The sequence below is a fragment of the Flavobacterium chungangensis genome (assembly GCF_042654045.1).
Lineage (GTDB): Bacteria > Bacteroidota > Bacteroidia > Flavobacteriales > Flavobacteriaceae > Flavobacterium > Flavobacterium chungangensis.
In genome coordinates this window covers 37,026-56,797 of record NZ_JBHSFY010000005.1, presented here as the reverse complement: position 1 = coordinate 56,797, position 19,772 = coordinate 37,026, and the positions used below count along the sequence as shown (strand labels likewise).

The following is a 19,772-nucleotide window of genomic DNA, read 5'->3' as shown; positions in this document are numbered from 1 at the left end:
TAAAAATGAGTTCTATAAATCTTCAAGAAAGCCAATCCTCAGGTTGCGAAACGTACATCGCTATCGTTGTCGATGAGTCGGGTTCGATAAATGGCAATGAAGCGCAGCAAATACGAGATGGGCTGACTTCATTTATCAATTCTCAAGCTCAAAGCAAAATTACACTTTCGTTAATCGGAATGTCTGGTAGCGACAACAACTCAAGATCAGAACATGTTATTCAAAAAAGAATTTCGGGAAATACTTCGAGTTTTTTAAGTTGGATTAATGGTTTTGGTTCAAGATCGGCCAATCCTCAATCTGATCATTGGGCTTCTGGTTTAGAAGTTGTAAACAATTTGACTGTAATTCCAGACGTTGTCGTGGTTGTTACAGACGGTTTGCAGGTCAATGATACCGATTTGCTGAAAAATTTATATCAAAATCTGGATGATAAATCACATATTTTTGTTTACGGTGTCACAAGCACCGTAAACAATGCTACCGAGTTAGTTACGCCAATTACTAACTTCTTAGGAAAAACACCTGTACTAAAAAACAGCGGTCTTTCTATGCTAAATACAGACTATATCAGAGTTCCTGATTTTAGCACTTTAGGAGCAGAATTAAATCAGTTAAGCCGTGATTTATCAGGTGCGCAAATTGGGTGTTTACCTAATGTGAGCATCATTCAAAATAAATTGGTTTATCCTGTTTTAAAGAAAGGTCTTGCCGTACGCGAAAGTGCTGGAACTTTGGTTCTAAGAAACAAAAGCCGTGTGCCTCTTACTTTGCCAGCGGGAATGCGAATTCACAATGCAAGCAATCTAGGCGGATTAGTTTTCAGACTTGAAGAAACTGTTGTTATTCCTGGTCTAGGTAGCGTAGAAGCAAAAATTCGAATTGACGGAACTCCTGCTGTAATGGCCACCTACAATGCCTTAATTGTTTTACCAAGCGTTTCAAATCCTAGTAATTTTAAAATCAATTTTGCTGTAACCAAAGAGGTCTACATAGTTGATCTTAATTCAAGTAAGACTGCTTTGCAATCTACAAGTTTACAGATCGCTGCAGCGGGTTCTAAAGGTATTGATAGTACAAAAGGAATTCATCTTCGTTGGCTTTTGGCTGGAGAATTGGGAGCAAACCATCTTCCGAAAGGTGATTTATATACTGGCGGTAATCTTAATTTTAACAAACCTGATGATTTCGTAAAACTGTACAGAGCACCTTATAGTAAAGTTGTCCATAAATTGGATTTAACTGAAAAACCTCAGAATGTAGATAACAATAAAGCATTATGGGTTTATAAAACTGCTCCGCAAAGATCAATCTATGTTTATTTTAAAAACAAAGGAAAATATCTTTTAACAAGAGCTAGTATTAATCCGATGATAGATCCTTCTGGTTTTATTCAAGCTTATGGAAACGAAATCATTGAGATTGAAAACAAAACCGAATTGTTTTTTGCTGCCGAACTTAAATTTAATGCCGCAGATATCTCAGGCACTGTTAAGTTAGAAACATTGTCTGTAGCTGAAAACAGTATCGCTGCATCAAAAAGAGTTACAAATCGTAAATCCTATTCTTCGGCACAAGTCAATCCAATTCGTGTTGTAGCTGAAAACGGAAGAAGCATTCGTTTTAAAGCAAATAAATGTTTGTTAAGCGAAATCAATTTTGAATTTTATGGTGATTTTATCCAAAAAGCAAATACAAGCGGCAATTGGGATTTAAAAGGAAAATATGCTTTAACGACCACTGATTCTAAAGCTTTTGAACAATTAGAGCCAAAACTGAATGCTGTTCACGGAAAGTGGTTAAAATTTAATGATGGAGAATATGTAAACGTAAATAACTACAAGGACAAATGGAAACGTACAACAGATGACGATGATAAAAACATCAAAGAAGTTATTGAAAGTTACATCGAACTAAGTCGTGATGGTACAAATCCGACTGCAAAAGAAACGGTCAAATTTCAAGAGAATATTCCTGCCAACGAACCTGAGCCAGGAGAAGAAGCAAAATTTGAAGAAAATTCAACTGAAATTTCTAATCTTGACTTATTGAACATTGCTGCAAATGATTATCATATTGCGAGAATGTTAGGTTTAGGATGCATCGATATTGATGAAACAGTTCTTTCAGGCGAATTTATTTATCTAACAGAGTACGTTACATTTAAGAATTTAGAAGGCGGTGCGACTCCAAAAGAAGTGCAGCATCTTTCTATGAGTATCCCAACTTCTGTAAACACAGAGCGTTTGCCTCTTCCGGTACAATTGAGTAAATTTTTACCAGGCCTTAATGCTGGTTCTGATGAAGACGATCAATCAGCAAAAATTACAGATCCTAATGGATATAGTTTTGATGGAAAGAAAAGATATGTGAGTTTGTTTATGAATGACATCGCAGATTACAGTGTAAATACTGCTTTCTTTGATTCTACAGACGAATTTGACGGAAGTTCTTTTACATTCCCTATCTATGCCGGAGTTGATTATAAATTTAAAGGTGAATTAAGTTGGCAAAAACCAGAATTAGCTTCTGACACCGCTTATTCTAACGTTACCAAAGACTTAGCCACTGCTTCTTTCGAGCCTGCTCCGATCATTATTCCTGAGTCTGGAAAATCATTTCTGAATGTTCGTCAAGAAAAAACAGGTTTACAAACATATGTATATCAAGGGTATGGGATTAATATTTTCTCGAGAGCAACATCTGGAAGACAATTAGAAATTACTTCTCACATTAAACCGAATAATACGTTAATGCCTCCTACTGGAATTAATTCTTTACTAATTACAGAAGAAAATCCGTTAATGTTTACGTCGATGAGTGAGCAAGTTAAACTGAAAACACTTTTAGACAATGAGTCAATAATTGATAAAACTTACATCCGACTTCTTTTTGAATATTATTCTGCTCAGGAATTATTAAGTTATAGTATTCCAGATGGAATGACTAAAGAAGATGCTTTACTTTCTGATAAAATTTATCCGGATAATGAAGAGCTCTTTGCCGATTATTTTAAACTTTATTTCAGAGATAGTCTTCCTCAAATTGAACATGGAAAAATTACAAACATTGCAGATAGTTTATCAAATGAACTTACCTCAATTATTACAATTAACGAATACAAAATTCTAAGCAGTGGCGAAGACATTAAAATTAACTTAACCGATGCCAATAAAAATAGATTTATCGGAGGTATTTTAACCGTTGGAGAAGAAAACTATATCATTCAGAATATTAATGTTGCTTTAAAAGATGGAAAATTTGACTCTGTTGATGTTGAAGTCCTTAAAAAAGAAGTAGGTCAAAGCCTTTCTGACGGCAATGCAACAATCGATTCTGAACAGATTAAGTCAATCAAAAAACCAGTTAACGACTTATGTTCTTTAGTTGAAAATATGCTAACGCCTGCAAACTGGAGACAGCCGAGTCCAATTGGTTTTCAGGTTCAAGTGCCGCAAGCTTTAAAATCTGTACATCGAGAAATTGTTTCACAAAAAGACAGTCAAGGAAATAACACTTTGCAGGTAGAAAAAACTCGAGGAATTTGGAATGATAAAGTAGAAATTAAAAAAGTTTTGGAGCAAGCTTTTCAGGTAGATCAAAAAGGAGAATATGTATTAGATAAAGATGAGAATCCGATTCCGCTTCCTGAAGAAGAGAAAAAGCATTTTGGTTTATATGAACTTACTTTCAAAGGATTAAAATTAGCTCAGCACCCACAATACAATGCAAACAATGGACATTCAGTTGAATGGACGAATGGAACTGTTCGTTTGTTTACTGCAAGCTGTTTTGAAGGCTCTAATCCTATTCCGGTAAAATCTAGAAAAGAATTTAAAGTTGTACGTGTAGACAATATTGGTACAGACAAAGATTTAGTATTAACTATTAATGATCCTAATTTTAAAATTAAAAAAGACGGAACCCAAGAAATGGATCCGACTTATGATCATATTATTCTTGAAGAGGATGCGAACCACAACCCAAAAGAGCAAAAAGTAAATTATTATCCAAGTTATAAAGTATATCTTTTTGCTGATTCTTCAAACGGAATTACAAAAGAAAGCATTCAGCCAAGAGAAGGAGAAAATACGCATTATTCAATTTTCGGAATTAGCAGCCATTCGAATGGTTACAACTATGATTCTAAAATTAGTGCGCCAACTCCAATGTATGCCGTTAGAATTGAAAAACCTGTAAAACCTGAGGATGTAAAAGGAGCTTTGTATGCCACAAGACCTGATTTTTTCAACAGATCAACATACACATTCACAACTAGATATACACACAAACCTTACGGAATGCTGCATTACAGGGCAAATGATCAGGCTTTATTAAACGCTTTATACAAGACAGCAACAATTGCTAGAATTCGTGAAGAGCTCAGTAAACTTGGTGGAAACAATGAAGCATATTTCACTAATAGATGGCAAAATTTCTTAGACTTTAACGGATTGCAGAATAAGGCTAATTATGAAACTTATCCTCCAGAAAGTGCTTCTGAAGAAAATTATCATTTCCCAGTTCCTGATAGTGAATTATTAAGAGACGAGATTAACGAATTCATCAAATGGCATAATACTTCCCAAAAACAAAATGTTCCTGAGATAGTTGCTTTAACCGCTCTTAACCAAGTCATTATTCCTAAGACAGCGGGAATTGAGGAAGATTTATTAGCAATACATTTTATAGAGCAAGTCATTCATGCCGCTTTTGTGCCACTTACCGAAGTCCCTGTTATTTACGAATATATTAAGGACAACGATTACGTTCCAGTTAATAAAAAGCAAACCATTAAGGATAAGAATGGAAATATTTTAAAATATCCGCATCCTGATTTAGATATTGCGCCAATGATGAAAATCACAGATGCAGCACTATTCAAAACGCAGTTTACAGATTTTAATCTAGACGGAAATTCACAAAACATTTATTTCTACGGTGTACGTGAAATGGATATTAAAATGAATTTCAGTGAGTTCAGTACTTTCTTGGGACCTGTGAAACTAGTTCCTTCTAGCCCACCGCAAACGCCAGAGATTAAGAGAATTATGCCTATTTTAGAAAATCAGGTTTTAGGAATCAAGCCATCTATACAGATTGAATTAAATGCTTACAAACCAGAATATAACATTAGAAAAATAAATATCTATCGTGCAAAAAACATGCTGGATGCACAATCAATTAGAACGATGACTCCTGTCAAAGAAATTTTGATTAATGAAGATACTTTATCTACTGATTTTAATAGTGTTTGGACGGTTTATGATGAATTTGAAGATTTAGAAAGTGTTCCTTTTGGTGATGGCCTTTTTTATAGAATTACGGTTTCAAGAGAAATTGAATATGCTGATCCGAGTTCAACAGATGAAAATAAGATTATCAATATTGATTATACACCATCTCAGCCATCAAAAATTACAGCTACAATAATTGCTGATAATACCGTTCCAGAATCTCCAGAATTAACAGCTACTGGCGTTCCAACTGGGGAAAATGAATCTGTATTAAAACCAGTTGTATTCAGTTGGGAGAAAACAGTCCATAATGGTAAATATCATCTGTACAAAATGAATAATCAAGGAAACTGGGATAAAATTCAAGAGAAAATTTCTAATGAAAACACAGTAACATTGGCTTTACTGGAAACCAAATTAGAAACCGACGAAGTAACTATTAAAAATGCTGATGATGAAAGAATCTACCATCATTTCAAAGTACTTGCCGAAAACTCTTCAGGCATGTTTAGTAGTGAAGAAAAAATTCTAACCCTATAAATTTAAAAAATGAATCCCAATGAAATTGTTTGTTGGGATTCAAAATCAAGCTAATCAAAAATAATATTTACAGAAAGAAAATAAATTTCAAACAACATGGCAACAGACAGAACTCAAATTGGCTACAAATTCGAAAACGGCGATATTCCGTCGCAGGGAGACTTTCAGGAAGTTTTTAACAGTTTTATCCATAAAGACGAAGACAAGGCCGACTTTCAGATGGTCGAAGACGGAAGGGATAACCAGCATTATGTAACTCCTGCTCTTTTATATACAGGTTTAAAGAATATTGGTATCATTACTGGAAATAGCTACATGCCACGTAAAGAGCATTTTGACTCTTTTGTTGGCGATACCATTGCTTTGCAATATGCACCAGTTAATTACAGCGTCAAAGTATTTAAAAACGGACAATTATTACTAGAGAAAGAAGGTCAAGGAAATGATGGAGATTACATCATCAATTATGAAATGGCCAAAATCACTTTTTCGGGAAATATTGACAATAGAAACATTGAAGTCGATTATTGGTATAAAAATTTAGCTCCAAATACAAATCCAGGAGGTGGATCTAGTGAACCAATCGACTTTACAAGTTTTTTACATACTTCAGGAAATGAAACCAAAAACGGAATCTTAACTTTCAACAACACTACTCCAACCTCAACTAGCGGAATTGTATTGACAAACAGCGGTGCAGATACTGGTGCAAAAGTACTAGACGTAACAGTTACTGGTGCTGGAAGCGGTATTGCGGTTCAAAATACGGCAACAGGAACTGGCATTAAAGTATCTAACACTGGAGCTGGAACGGGTTTACAAGTAAATTCTTCTTCAACAGCAACAGGAGATCCTTTGCAAATCGCGAAAGACAATATTGTAAAAGCTAAAATTGATGCTGAGGGAATTGTAACAGCTAAAAAATTTGTTAGCGAAGGCGGAACAGCTGAAAAATTTGTAAAAGGAGATGGTTCTCTTGATCCTAAAACATATGCTGAAGACAATAACGTAATTCATACCACAGGAAATGAATCTAAAGATGGAGCATTAAATTTAACGCACAACACCTCTGTAGATGATGTTTTAACCATTACTAAAAACAATAGTGCAAACTGCCTAAAATTAGTTCAAAACTCTAGTTCTAGTGCTACTACTTCAACTTTTGACACGAATACTGAAAATGTTAACAGAAAAGCGATCAGCGTTCAAAAAATACAGGTAGAAAAAGCCTTCATCACACATGATGGAAACGTATCGGGAACTTCATTTACAACTTTAAACGAAAAAGCAGATATTACCGATGGCTTTTTAACATTAGCAGCTTCAACTGCTGCAACTGCAATGGCTGGTCACGCAAAATTATACGCCAAAACTGATGGTACTACTGATTTGTATGTAATGGGTAGTGATGGGGTTGAAAAGAAGATTGGTGCAAGTGGTGGTACTACAATTACTGGAACTGCAAATAAACTAACCAAGTTTAATAGTACAGGTAATAATGTAACGGACTCAAATATTACTGATAATGGCAGCTTGGTTACCGTTAGCAAACCAACTACAATTGATAGTGGTACTAGCAATAATAGCGGGTTAACTTTAGCAAAATTAACAGCAACTCCCGATTCCTATGAAATTTTTGCTTCTGGATCATGGACAATGTATTGTGTTATTGATGGAAAAGATGGATATTTTTATGCTGCAGACCATTACAATGGAAAAATTATAAAGTTTGATAAAATCACTAAAGTAGTTAGCGATGTAACCACCAACTCGATATCTAACATTAGAAATATTGTTTTGGGACCAGATGGATATATTTATACAACTCAAGATAGTTCATCATACCACAGCGTATTAAAAGTTAATAAAAGCACTGGAGCTATTACAACCTTTTGTAACACCTCTTCCATTGGAAATACTGTTTTATACAATTTAGTTTACAATAATGGATATTTCTACGTTACTAACTCTAATGGGGCTGGAATTATTAAAATAGATTCGACCACGGCTACAGCTTCAGTTATTGGCACTTACTCATCAAACTATCCTTACGGAATAACATTCTTTAATCAAAAAATATACGTAGCTGAATATCATGGACTGGGAAGAATATTCGAAATTGATCCTGTTACTGGGGCTTTCTCTGTTTGGCTAACAACGAATCTTCCTTTTACTTCGATTATGGTAGGCGCCGATGGATATTTTTATTGTAGTTCGCTAACTAACTATATAACAAAAATTAACCCTGTTACAAAAGAAATAAGCGAATATTGCACAACTCCTTTACTCGGCGGTAACAATTTAGGAATTTTTCAATCTACAGAAGGTGACTTTTATACTGCAAATAGCTCCAAAATAACTAAACTAATTCCAACACCAGATAAAGTACTAACTACTACTTCTACTGGATTAGTTGTGAGAACAAAATATCTTGAAGATATTCCTTATGTAAAAGCTGACGAAAATGGAAACCCAATTAATCAAGTTCCAACTTCTTTAGATTCGCCTAATTTTACAGGAATTCCTACAGCACCTACTGCTGCCATTGGAACAAATACAAATCAGTTGGCAACTACAGCTTTTGTTATGGCTAACAGCGGAGGGGCAACATCGGGAAATTATACTCCAGTTATATCAAGTGCTTCAGGTATTATTGGAACAAATGTACTAAGATCTGTTTACACAAAAATAGGCAACCTTATCACAGTAACTTGCATGATGTCTGCAACAAGTGATTCAACCGGTGATTTTATTACCCCTACAACAAAAGCATTCTATATATCACTTCCTTTTACTGCTCAAGGTGATTCCACTAGTGTTATTGTTATTGGTTCGAATAATGATACTGGAAATAACTCATTTACTTCAGTTATAGGTAGTGGTGACGGTAACAATGGAACCAAAGCGGTAGTTAATTATAAAGCAACTAAGTCTAGTGTAAATTATCTTCAATTTACAATCACTTACAATATTTCTTAGCAATTAAAATAATACGATGCAAAACGCACTTACTATTAAAAAAAAAAAAAAATGGAAAACACAAAAATCAATAAAGAAGAAGCAAAAACAATCAACGCAGAACAATTAAAGAAATTACAAGATTTTAATGTCTTTATGGATAAGGCGAGATTATCGTTGGGAGAATTGTCTATTCAATACGAGTTTCAAAAAGCAGATATTTTAAGTCAGATTGCCGTTCAGCAGCAAAATTTTAATGAATTGGAAAAAGCCATTAAAGAAGAATACGGAAATATTCGTGTGAACATTGAAACTGGCGAAATTGTAAAGCAAGAACAAGAATAATTCTTGATCATAATTTTTAGATAGTTATTTAGGAACCACAAATTTACAGCCTGTCTGGCGTGGTTCCTTTTAACTTTTATTAGAGCTTTTAAAGCCATTATTTGTACAAATTAAGCACAAACTTCCATCATACTCTTCGTCTATTTACTTCAAAGACAATCTGCTTCATTTCAATTATTGCTTCCGATAAAAATTCAAGTTTACAGCAATAAAATATGGCACTTCAAAAAAGGTAAAATTAAAAGCATATAAAAATAGCTTTTCACCTCATCAAACTTAGTTTTTGCTCAACGCAATTCTTCTCTAAGTTGAGACAAATCATAATCAATTATAAACAAAGTATGGAATATTACAATATAGCCAAGTCATTGACTGCGGCAAAAAATGATTGCGCTGCCGGAGTCATGGGAACTTCCGTTACACTAACTGCAAATGCAAATCAGTTTGTATCGACAATAAGTGTTGAAGATGCCAATGCAAAAGCAGATGCATGGTTGGCAGCAAATGTTCAAGCTTATGCCAATAACACGGGTTCATGCAGAATTACAGCCTGGAGAGGAGTAAATCCGTCTTGTGTTGTAGAACCAAATGTAATCTTATCTCCTTTTAACTACATGGTTATTAGATATAAATGGGCATTAGGAGCAGGAGAAGATTTTGACACTTATACCGGAATTATTAATTCAGGAACTCCCTTAGATAATAAATGGATGGGATGGGGTCATGGTTTTAATAACGAAATTCCAACAAATGCCCTAGCTGCAGATTCTTACATTATGTGGGCTGGTGATAATACACAAGCAAATGGTGTTGAAGCCTGCCTTGTGAATTTCAGCAAAATAACAACAGACTACCCTACTTTGAATACCGTTCAAGTAAGAATGGCGGGATCATGGTATAGAAAATTAGGCACTGGAAATATAGATGTAGAGGTAGTTACCTATCTCGGCGGAACAATGCAAAAATCTGGCTATGACATCATAAATGTTGGCGGAACTCTGGTTGATCGAAAGAACTTTTCTAAAAAAGTACCAATTCAAGGAACAAACTTGGCTAAAAACATTGAAGCCGTTACCAATCTAGGATTCATTACCTACATCAAAGACTCGTCTACAGGTCAAATCGTAATTAAATATTAAAAAAAACATACGTATGGGAAATACAGGATACAAATCTTTTGGGGCACTCGAATTATATTATGTTGATGACGGAAGCCCAACAGGACAACCAACGAAACCAAATGTAGTTACAGATCCTGATTATATTGCACCCGTCTTAGATACTGCGACATGTACACCTAGTACAAGATATTATAGTGTAGAAAAAAGATTAAGCGCAAAAAAAAACAACTGCGGAACAGGATATAGCGGAAGTACTGTTACACTTACTGCTTTTCCAAATCAATTTGTTTCTACAATAAGTCTTGCAGATGCCAATGCACAAGCAGATGCATGGTTAGCGGCAAATGTACAGGCTCATGCAAATATGGCAGGAACATGTGAAGTCACTCCAACGCCTGGCGGAGGAGGTGGCAGTGGCGGATGTTTTGTCGAAGGCACGCTAATCACTCTACCTGACGGAACAAGAAAAGCAATTGAAAAACTTACTCTTGACGAACTTTTGCTTTCTGCAGAAATTGAAACGCTTAACGATACTAACATCCCAGATGAATTGTATAAATGGTCATGTGAATATTTATCTGAAAACAGAATCGTATCGCCTATCACAAAAATTACAAAACAAATTGCCGACAAAACCATTATCGTTAATGATGGGTTATTGGAAGCTACTCCTACTCACCTACAATTAATTGAGCGCAATGGTTTTTGGAGATTTATTCCTTTAGGAGATATCATCGTTGGAGATAATTTATACTCGATAGACAAAGAAATTATTCCTGTTACTACTGTAACTGTGAATTTAGAAAAACGAAACATCTATCCGATGACCTTAAATCCATTTCACACGTATTTTGCTAATGGAATTTTAACTCATAACTATAAAGAAGCAAATCATAATGATAATTAATATCGAATGTCAATTTAATTAATAAAAATAACTTCTTCTTTTAAAACTCCAAAAGTATTTAATCCAAATTCTACAAAAAATTCTTTTTGAAATTGACCTTGAAATAATCTTTAGTCAAAAAAGAATGTAGAATTTGGATTTACGTGTATATCATTTCCAAATAAAGTTTTTAAATGCATAACAATTATCAATAAACAAAAAATGGATACAAATCATAACAGAATAAAAGTCTCCGACTTAGAGAAAAACGAGCAAAACAAAATTTTAAAGACCAACAACAATGGTGAATTAGAATTCAGCGACATAAATGACCTCAGTTACAACTCCCTTGATTATACTGTTTCAGGCAAAGCTTTGGATGCAAGACAAGGAAAAGTCTTAAAAGATTTAATAGATACCAATAATGCAAACTTACTGCACAAAACTGGTAACGAAAGTTGGTCTGGCATAAAAAGTACAAGCAATTCAGGCGGTTTTACAAACGCCTTACAACTTGAAAATAACAGCACATTTGCGACTGTTTTAGCAATTACCAATAATTCGACGGGGTTTGGCACTAAACTCACTAATTACGCAACAGGTTATGGTGCATACGTTGATAATAGAGGAGGTGGAGTAGGCCTATATGTTAATAATGCAAATACAACCACAGCTTATGCTGTTAGAATTGATAATCAAGGAACTGGTAATGGCATTGGTCTTTTTAACTCTTTTACTGGTAGAGCTATTGATGTTTCAAATTCAAATGGAGGAACAGCAATTCGTCTGGATTCTGTCTCATCTTCAACTGGAGACCTCTTAAGCATTACTAAAAACTCAGCACAAGTTACTCGAGTTGATAGCAATGGAATTATAACAACTCCAACTCCTCCTAGCAGTGACAATAGCACAAGAGTTGCAACAACTGCTTTTGTAACCGCTTCTTTAAATTCTCTGGCTGATGCTAATGCATTGCATAAAACAGGAAACGAAAATTTTAGCGGTGCAAAAACTGGTACCAATTCAGATACAGTAATAGGCAAACTACGTTTACTTAATAATGCAACTTTAACAGGTAATGGAGCAGCATTAGAAGTTTTTAACTCTAATACCGCTGACGCTATAGCTATCGAAAATGTAGGAGCAGGAAATGGTTTATATGTAAACAACAATACACCAGGAAATGGAAACGCAATTGTAGCTGAGAATTCATCAATATCAAGTACTGGATTTAGTTTTGTAGGAAAGAACTCAGGAACAAATACATTTACCGTTAATAGAAATGGTGGCGGATATTTTGCAAGTAATGTTGGTATTGGAGTAATAAATCCAATTGGAAAATTACATATAGCCCAAAATGATAATAATTCTGCCTTACTAGTTCAAAATGCTATAAACCAATTTTATGTAGGCAATGATTCCAATGGTTCTTATATTGGATCCTATAAAAATGATCAAACAGGTTTTGCCAGTCTGCATTTACAAAAGCTTGGTGGTCTAGTTAGTATCGGAGACATATCACCAACAGCCAGACTAACATTAAGCGGATTTAATGCAGGAGCTGCTTTAGATATTTTTAATACGTCTGCTGCTTTAAATTATAGAATCGGTACAGGAAATGCTGGAGGTTCATTGTTTTTTCAGAATAATGCAGGAACTCAAACTTTTGCAGTTCAACAAAATGGTAACGTTCTTATAGGAGTATCTACAGATGATGGCACCAATAAACTCCAAGTAAATGGAGGTTTAAAAGCAACTACCATACAAAGTCAAAGCAATATAGAAATTGGAGGTTCTGACCTTAATTCTCTAAATAGAACAGGTTTTTATCGAGGTTCATCTTTGACTAATGCACCTGACACTGGAAATTGGTTTGTCACTAACGAATTTAGCGATGCAAATAACATAAAACAAACGCTTACAGCTTATGGGGAAACATCGGGTAATTCTGTTCCTTCTGGAACGACTTACATTAGAACAAAAGCATCTGGAATTTGGGGCGCTTGGCAACAATTATCAACTAGTAACGGAGTAACAAGCGGGGCATACACACCTGTTTTAACAGCTGGAGGTAATGTTTCAGGACTTAATCTTCAAAGTGCAACTTATATTAGAGTTGGTAACATTGTGAGTGTTACAGCTTCTGTAAGTTTTACAACAACAGCAGCAAATACTCAATCAAATTTTACGGTTAATACACCTTTTACCAGAGCAGGCATTATAACTACTTATCCAGTAGGTAGTGGAAATGTGGCTTTAAGTTTTGCCTGGCGAGTTCCTGCAAGAGTTTATTTCTTAGGAAATTCAAACGGAGCTGTTACAGTTGATTTCATTTCAGGTAATGGTACAGGAACGCCAACAAACGCATCAATAACATTTCAATACGATGTAAGACAGTAATAAAATCAAATTTAATAGGGTAAGCGTTTACGTTTGCCCTTATTAAATCTATGATAACCATAAACAAAAATAGCGAGTATAGAACAACTAGCATTAACTGTTCATTATTTTAAAGTATATCTCTATTCACTGAAGCAATAAAAGAACAGAAACTTCGGTAGCTTATTATTTACTGCCCACAATTCATAGAGAACACTATCAATAACTTTCCATTTTGATTTTAATACGATAGTTTCATCTTATTCCATTCTTTAAAATCAGTAAAAACTAAATAATTATTTCATTCATATGAATACAAATCATAATAGGATAAAAGTATCAGACCTAGAAACAAACAGTCCTGATCAAATTTTAATTACAAACAACAAAGGCGAACTAGAATTTACTACACTTGCCTCAGCTCTAGATTTCAAAACAATCAATGGAGAGTCCATTTTTGGCAATGGAAATATCGATTTGTCGAACAAACAGGATATTTCGAACCAATTAGAAGTAAGTTCAAGTCAAACTATCTCACCCAATTGGCACGGAAAAACTGTATTCTTTACAGCTAACTGCACAATTACAGTCCCTGCTTCATTGCTTCAAAATTTTATTTTTAACGGGATAACATTACCAGGAGTAAGCATAACTTGGGCAATTACTGCACCACATACTTGGTTATTTGGAACTCCATCAGTAACAGCCGAAAAGCAGATTTTTACTTTTACAAAAAGAGGAGCTACAAATAGTATTTTATTATTAGGTGTGTAATTATGGGAAGCTTATTACTAAACACAGTTTTTGGAAGATCGAATTACAAAGTAAACACTTACATAGGTGGTATTGGTCCCACTATAAATACCCCAGCATTACTTGCTACTAAATTAGGAATTGCAGTTAACAGAATTAAGCTTTTCCGAGTTGTAGGTAATGATATTGAATGTGCCATAATTGGAGGAATGTACGAGGTTAAAGGTTTTAATCACTCGGATATAAGTCAAGTTACTTATTACCGAGATCCAACTGGAATTGTTTCAGGAATTGGCCCTCAAGGTTTTTACAACACTGGATTGATAGAAGGTTATTTTCCAAATGCTACCTACATTTCGGTAGCCGCTTTTGATCAAAATCTTTATCCTAGCGGAAGACCTAAAAATCTTTTAAAGAAACTATATATTCCATCAGTAACTAGAATTGGTAATACAGCAATAAATGAAAATGTTTTTAGATCTGGAAATCTAAATTCAGGCAAAATATGGGCAAATCCTATATTACAAACAATAAATTCAGGAGGAGTTGAAGGGGATCTGGCATTTTTGGCAACAGGAAATACTGTCGTATATGTTAATGATTTTACAAAGCCAAATACCATTACAAATTTATCTGCAACGTCCATTTATAATACAGGAATCCAACTCAGTTTCACACCTCCAAATTCAATTAACGGGATCGATTTTTATGAAGTATATGTAAATGGCATTTATAAGCAGGATATAAAAAATAGTGGAGATATAATTTCGGGTTTAACTAAAAACACCAATTACAATATCAATTTAATTACAGTTGATAATTTTCATAATAAATCTGTTTTAAGCGCTACCATAAATTTTACAACTGGTAATATAAATTTAGATGTAGATGCAGAAAATTTCATAATAGCCTCTCAAAATTACAATTACGTCGATATAATAAACAATTTAGTTGTTTCATTAAAAGTAAATAATCTTTGGAATAAAATACAGGCTGCTTATCCATTTATAGGTAGTACGCAAATTAATCACAAATTTAACCTAAAGAATCCATTAGATACTAATACGGCTTTTCGACTAGTGTTTAATGGTGGAGGCACTCACTCCACTAACGGATACCAAACTAATGGCAGTAATGCTTACGCAAATACTTTTCTAAATGTAAACACTTATCATACATTTTCAAATGCAGGTTTAACAATTGTTTGCGGAACAAATAATGTACCAGCTACAACAAATTCGTATGATTTTGGTGCACAAAAATCAAGCTCTCCATGGGAATGTTACCAAATACATTTGAATCATGGAGCATCAAAAAATAACAACGTATTTGTTCTTGGAACAATCGGTTTGTCAAAAACTGCAATAAATAATGCAAAAGGGATCCATACTATAAGTAAAACCACAAATACAGAGGCAAGTTATTCTAAAAATGGAAATTTTGATACCAGTATAGCAGGTACACAAACTGGAATAGTACCGGCGTTACCATATTTTATTGGTTGCTTAAATAACGGAGGATCTCCTTATGGTTATTCAAATCAAAGAATACAGTTTACAATAATCCATGAAGGATTAACCAATGAAGAAGTTAAAACTTTACACAATATTATTGATGCGTTCGAAAATAACTTGGGTCGAAAAACTTGGTAAATATGTAAAATATATTATAAGAAATTATATATAAAGTAAAATAATATTAGACAAAATATAAAATGAGCACAAATCATAATAGAATAAAAGTAGCTGATCTAGAAATAAATGAGCCTTATAAAATTTTAACTACAAACTCCAATGGCGAATTGGAGTTTACTAACTTAACCTCAGCTCTAGATTTCAAAACAATTAATGGAGAGTCCATTGTTGGCAATGGAGATATCGATTTGTCGAACAAACAAGACATTTCAAATCAGATTAATGTACCATTACCAGCAACCGTTCAAGATTCATGGCATGGGAAAACAGTAAAATTTACTGGTACAGGAACTTTATCAATTCCTAATTCATTTGCTAATTCAGGAATGTGTTTTGAAGGAATCACAAAAGTGGGCACATCATTAAACTGGTCTATTACTGCTCCAAAAACATTTGAATTTGGAACTCCTCCTACAGTAACTGAAAAACAGATTTTTACATTTATGCAAAATGATGGTCAGCATTCAATAATGATTTTAGGTCTTTAGTTATGGGATTAAGAAAAACAATTTTTGGAAGATCAAAGCAAAAACAAGAGGCCATTTTTGAATTTAATGCTAATAACCCTCTATGCTATTCTCCAGGAAATAACTATTTTACAGATTTAGCAACAGGCATTGTATCGACTATATATGGAGGAACATATTATCAAGATAAAGGACTTCGTTTTGATGGCATTGATGATTATAGTAGGGGTCTGGGATATTATTTTTACGATTATAAAAATAGTATGACAATTGAAATTTATTTTAAAATGCCAACAATTGGGAATGGATATAGAGAAATACTTTCTTACCAAAGTAATAACTTTGGTTCTACTGGTTTTCGCATTCAAAGAAATGGTAATTTATTACAATTCACTGTTGGTGCTAAAGCAGATTATTCTACATCAATAAGACTTACTGCTGATACTTATTATTTTATTTCATTTACAATTACTGCTTTTACTGAAACAAATTGTCTTTTGAAATTGTATCTAAATGGAATATACCAACGAGAATTTATTATCACCATGCAATTTCCGAATGGACTTGATCGGTTCTTATTAGCTAATAGCCAAAATAATAGATATTGTGATTTAATTATGCGATATGCTAGAGTGACCTATAATAAATCCTTTAGCGCTAGCGAAATTTTGAATAATTATAATACTGTTATTTCACAATTCTAAAACCAATAAGATTTACAATTACTTCTTAAATACAATGCATATAACTAAATTTTTTTCTACAGCTTCTAAAAAAATATTAATCAGTTATGCATACCAATCATAACCAAATTATAATCAAAATAAATATTAAATTGGTAAATCCAAATATTTATTACTTATGAAGAGACGGAAATATATAAAAACATAAAAACCATTTTCTTTTCTAAAAAAACCTTCACGTTGTTGAAGGTTTTTTTGCTCCATAATACATGATAATGGCTTACAAAAGCAACTAATTTTATGTATTTGCATCATCAACAATCCAATATTTCAATAATGAATAGCAAAACTTCAAAAATTAGAAGTTTCAACCGATTCTATACTCACTTAGACATTTTAAAACCAATATTATCTAGATAGCGAATATTCTTTAATTGAGATACTAATCTTATATGAAAAAAGGACTCTAGATTGGGATTTGAACTCTCTATCTGAAGAAATTCATGAGTGGAAACAAACATTTGATGAAGAACGATACGATTTGAAACTCGCTTAAAAAACAAACACCTCCAAAATCAAATTGACTTTGGAGGTGTTTTTATTTACTTCTTAAAGCTCTTAATTCCGCTTTGAAGCCAATTGAAATATTCTTCAATATTCGGATTATAAGCTGATGGCTCTGTCAAGTTGGAACTATCATGATCTACAATTACATAAAACGGTTGCGCATTTGCTTTGTAGGTTTTAATCTGTAAATCGCTCCATTTGTTTCCAATGGTTTTAATTTTTTTTCCTGTGGTTTCAGAAACATATTGTTCGTTTTCTGGAAGTTCCTTTTTATCATCAACATAAAGGGAAATCAAAACCACATCGTTGTTTAAAACTCCTAAAACTTTAGGATCTGACCAAACCAATTCCTCCATTTTTCTACAGTTTACACAAGCATATCCTGTAAAGTCTAATAAAACTGGTTTCCCAACTTTTTTCGCATATTCCATTCCTTTATTATAATCATGGAAAGTAATAATATTCTGCGGACCGTGTTCTGCTCCTTCTGGTAATGAGCCAGTAATTTCCAATTCAGAATTCCCCGAAACTCCAAGTCCGTTTGGAGATTCGCTGTATTGCATTGGTGGTGGGAATCCGCTAATTAATTTCAAGGGCGCTCCCCAAAGTCCAGGAATGAGATAAATCGTAAAACTTAAAACGATTAATCCGAAACCTAATCGTCCAACAGAAATATGGTTCAACGGAGAATCATGCGGCAACGTAATTTTTCCGAATAAATAAAAAGCCAGCATTCCGAAAACGCCAATCCAGATCGCTAGGAAAACTTCTCTTTCAAGCCAATGCAATTGCAGAACCAAATCGGCATTTGATAAAAATTTAAAAGCCAAAGCCAATTCCAGAAATCCTAAAACAACTTTTACGGTATTCAGCCATCCGCCCGATTTTGGCAATGCGTTTAACCAGCCTGGAAAAGCAGCAAATAAGGAGAACGGCAATGCAATTGCAATCGAAAATCCTAACATACCCACAATTGGCGCGATTCCGCCTTTTGAAGCCGCTTCAACCAATAAAGTTCCTACGATTGGTCCCGTGCACGAAAATGAAACAATGGCTAAAGCCAAAGCCATGAAGAAAATCCCAATCAGTCCTCCTCTATCAGCTTGCGAATCTACTTTGTTGGCCAATGAACTTGGCAATACAATTTCGAAAGCACCCAAAAATGAACAGGCAAAAACGACCAATAAAATAAAAAATATCAAATTGAACCAAACGTTTGTTGAAAGTGCATTTAGCGAATCGGCACCAAAAACTGCGGTTACTATTGATCCCAACAAAACATAAATAATTATGATTGAAATTCCGTAAATCATCGCATTCCTAATTCCAGCCGCTTTAGTTTTACTTTGTTTCGTAAAATAACTCACCGTCATCGGAATCATTGGAAAAACGCAAGGCGTTAGCAAAGCTGCAAATCCAGATAAAAAAGCTAAAATAAAAATAGTCAGCAATCCTCTCGATTCCGTTTTCTTTGGTGAACTGGTAATTTCTTGTTTTGATTTTTTTTCTTCTGTCTGAGAAACCGATTTTTCTTCTTCAATTACAGAATCTTTTTTTACGATTGAAGTTTCTTCGGCAGAAGCCAATTTCTTTTCACTCGGAATTTTAAAAGTTAATTCTTCTGTAGACGGCGGCAAACAGTTACTGTCATCGCAAACCATAAAATCGACTTCGGCAGTAATATTCGCAACATCGTCTGAAATGAATTTGATTTTTTGAGTAAAAAGCGCTTTATCTTCAAAATATTTAATTTTCATGTCGAAGATTTTATCAACTGTTTCATGTCCTTTATCCTCAGTTGTCTTTCCGATTAATTCGAATTTCTTCAACTGATTTTTAAAGGTGAAAGCCGTTGGCGAAGGTCCACCTTCTTCAATATATTGTCCGTATAAATGCCAGCCTGATTGTATTTTCGCCTGTGCTTTTAAAAGGAACTCTTTATCTGAAATTTTTTCTACAGTTGTCGTCCATTTTACCGGATTGTACATTTGTCCGAACATGGAAACTGAGAGCAATAACAGCAATGTAATTATGGTATTTTTCATGGTTTTTTGATTAGATTTTGGAAAAAAAAGAGCTGTTGGCAAACAGCTCTTTTGGTCTTTCACAGAAAATGGCTTACTAATTCAGATTCTAAAATGA

At 34.0% G+C, this 19,772-nt stretch carries 11 protein-coding genes; 10 read left to right on the top strand and 1 reads right to left on the bottom strand.

All coding sequences use genetic code 11. The features are described from left to right. The first annotated feature begins 5 nt into the window (after positions 1–5). From ACFO3N_RS09420 to ACFO3N_RS09375, 10 genes are all read left to right on the top strand, one after another. Entirely contained in the window at positions 6–5,777 is a 5,772-nt protein-coding gene (locus ACFO3N_RS09420; RefSeq protein WP_379797164.1) for a VWA domain-containing protein, read from the top strand. A gap of 96 nt (positions 5,778–5,873) precedes the next feature. Next, positions 5,874–8,756, top strand: a complete 2,883-nt coding sequence (locus tag ACFO3N_RS09415; RefSeq protein WP_379797162.1) for a hypothetical protein — start codon at positions 5,874–5,876, stop codon at positions 8,754–8,756. Positions 8,757–8,807: 51 nt separating this feature from the next. Next, entirely contained in the window at positions 8,808–9,080 is a 273-nt protein-coding gene (locus ACFO3N_RS09410; protein ID WP_379797160.1) for a hypothetical protein, read from the top strand. A 341-nt stretch (positions 9,081–9,421) separates the two neighbouring features. Then, positions 9,422–10,219 carry a DUF5977 domain-containing protein gene (locus tag ACFO3N_RS09405; RefSeq protein ID WP_379797158.1) on the top strand — a complete coding sequence of 266 codons (798 nt, stop codon included), beginning with the start codon at positions 9,422–9,424 and terminating at the stop codon, positions 10,217–10,219. A 13-nt stretch (positions 10,220–10,232) separates the two neighbouring features. Further along, positions 10,233–11,108 (top strand): DUF5977 domain-containing protein, encoded by an 876-nt coding sequence (locus tag ACFO3N_RS09400; protein WP_379797156.1) that lies wholly within the window; start codon positions 10,233–10,235, stop codon positions 11,106–11,108. A 201-nt stretch (positions 11,109–11,309) separates the two neighbouring features. Further along, complete coding sequence (locus tag ACFO3N_RS09395) at positions 11,310–13,487, top strand: beta strand repeat-containing protein (RefSeq protein WP_379797154.1); 2,178 nt, start codon at positions 11,310–11,312, stop codon at positions 13,485–13,487. 288 nt (positions 13,488–13,775) lie between these two features. Then, positions 13,776–14,240, top strand: a complete 465-nt coding sequence (locus ACFO3N_RS09390; protein WP_379797152.1) for a hypothetical protein — start codon at positions 13,776–13,778, stop codon at positions 14,238–14,240. A gap of 2 nt (positions 14,241–14,242) precedes the next feature. Further along, entirely contained in the window at positions 14,243–15,871 is a 1,629-nt protein-coding gene (locus tag ACFO3N_RS09385; protein WP_379797150.1) for a hypothetical protein, read from the top strand. 62 nt (positions 15,872–15,933) lie between these two features. Beyond that, positions 15,934–16,401 carry a hypothetical protein gene (locus ACFO3N_RS09380; RefSeq protein ID WP_379797148.1) on the top strand — a complete coding sequence of 156 codons (468 nt, stop codon included), beginning with the start codon at positions 15,934–15,936 and terminating at the stop codon, positions 16,399–16,401. 2 nt (positions 16,402–16,403) lie between these two features. Next, a complete protein-coding gene (locus ACFO3N_RS09375) occupies positions 16,404–17,084 on the top strand; it encodes a LamG-like jellyroll fold domain-containing protein (protein WP_379797146.1) in 681 nt (226 codons plus the stop codon). Positions 17,085–17,665: 581 nt separating this feature from the next. Here ACFO3N_RS09375 and ACFO3N_RS09370 read toward each other — a convergent pair. Next, positions 17,666–19,675, bottom strand: a complete 2,010-nt coding sequence (locus ACFO3N_RS09370; protein WP_379797144.1) for a protein-disulfide reductase DsbD family protein — start codon at positions 19,673–19,675, stop codon at positions 17,666–17,668. Positions 19,676–19,772 lie beyond the last annotated feature (97 nt).

Bases quoted from the DNA above. Each gene is read 5' to 3' on its own strand.
- ACFO3N_RS09375 (WP_379797146.1), top strand. From the start codon at position 16,404: ATGGGATTAAGAAAAACAATTTTTGGAAGATCAAAGCAAAAACAAGAG.
- ACFO3N_RS09410 (WP_379797160.1), top strand. From the start codon at position 8,808: ATGGAAAACACAAAAATCAATAAAGAAGAAGCAAAAACAATCAACGCA.
- ACFO3N_RS09405 (WP_379797158.1), top strand. From the start codon at position 9,422: ATGGAATATTACAATATAGCCAAGTCATTGACTGCGGCAAAAAATGAT.
- ACFO3N_RS09385 (WP_379797150.1), top strand. From the start codon at position 14,243: ATGGGAAGCTTATTACTAAACACAGTTTTTGGAAGATCGAATTACAAA.
- ACFO3N_RS09390 (WP_379797152.1), top strand. From the start codon at position 13,776: ATGAATACAAATCATAATAGGATAAAAGTATCAGACCTAGAAACAAAC.
- ACFO3N_RS09395 (WP_379797154.1), top strand. From the start codon at position 11,310: ATGGATACAAATCATAACAGAATAAAAGTCTCCGACTTAGAGAAAAAC.
- ACFO3N_RS09370 (WP_379797144.1), bottom strand. From the start codon at position 19,675: ATGAAAAATACCATAATTACATTGCTGTTATTGCTCTCAGTTTCCATG.
- ACFO3N_RS09400 (WP_379797156.1), top strand. From the start codon at position 10,233: ATGGGAAATACAGGATACAAATCTTTTGGGGCACTCGAATTATATTAT.
- ACFO3N_RS09415 (WP_379797162.1), top strand. From the start codon at position 5,874: ATGGCAACAGACAGAACTCAAATTGGCTACAAATTCGAAAACGGCGAT.
- ACFO3N_RS09380 (WP_379797148.1), top strand. From the start codon at position 15,934: ATGAGCACAAATCATAATAGAATAAAAGTAGCTGATCTAGAAATAAAT.
- ACFO3N_RS09420 (WP_379797164.1), top strand. From the start codon at position 6: ATGAGTTCTATAAATCTTCAAGAAAGCCAATCCTCAGGTTGCGAAACG.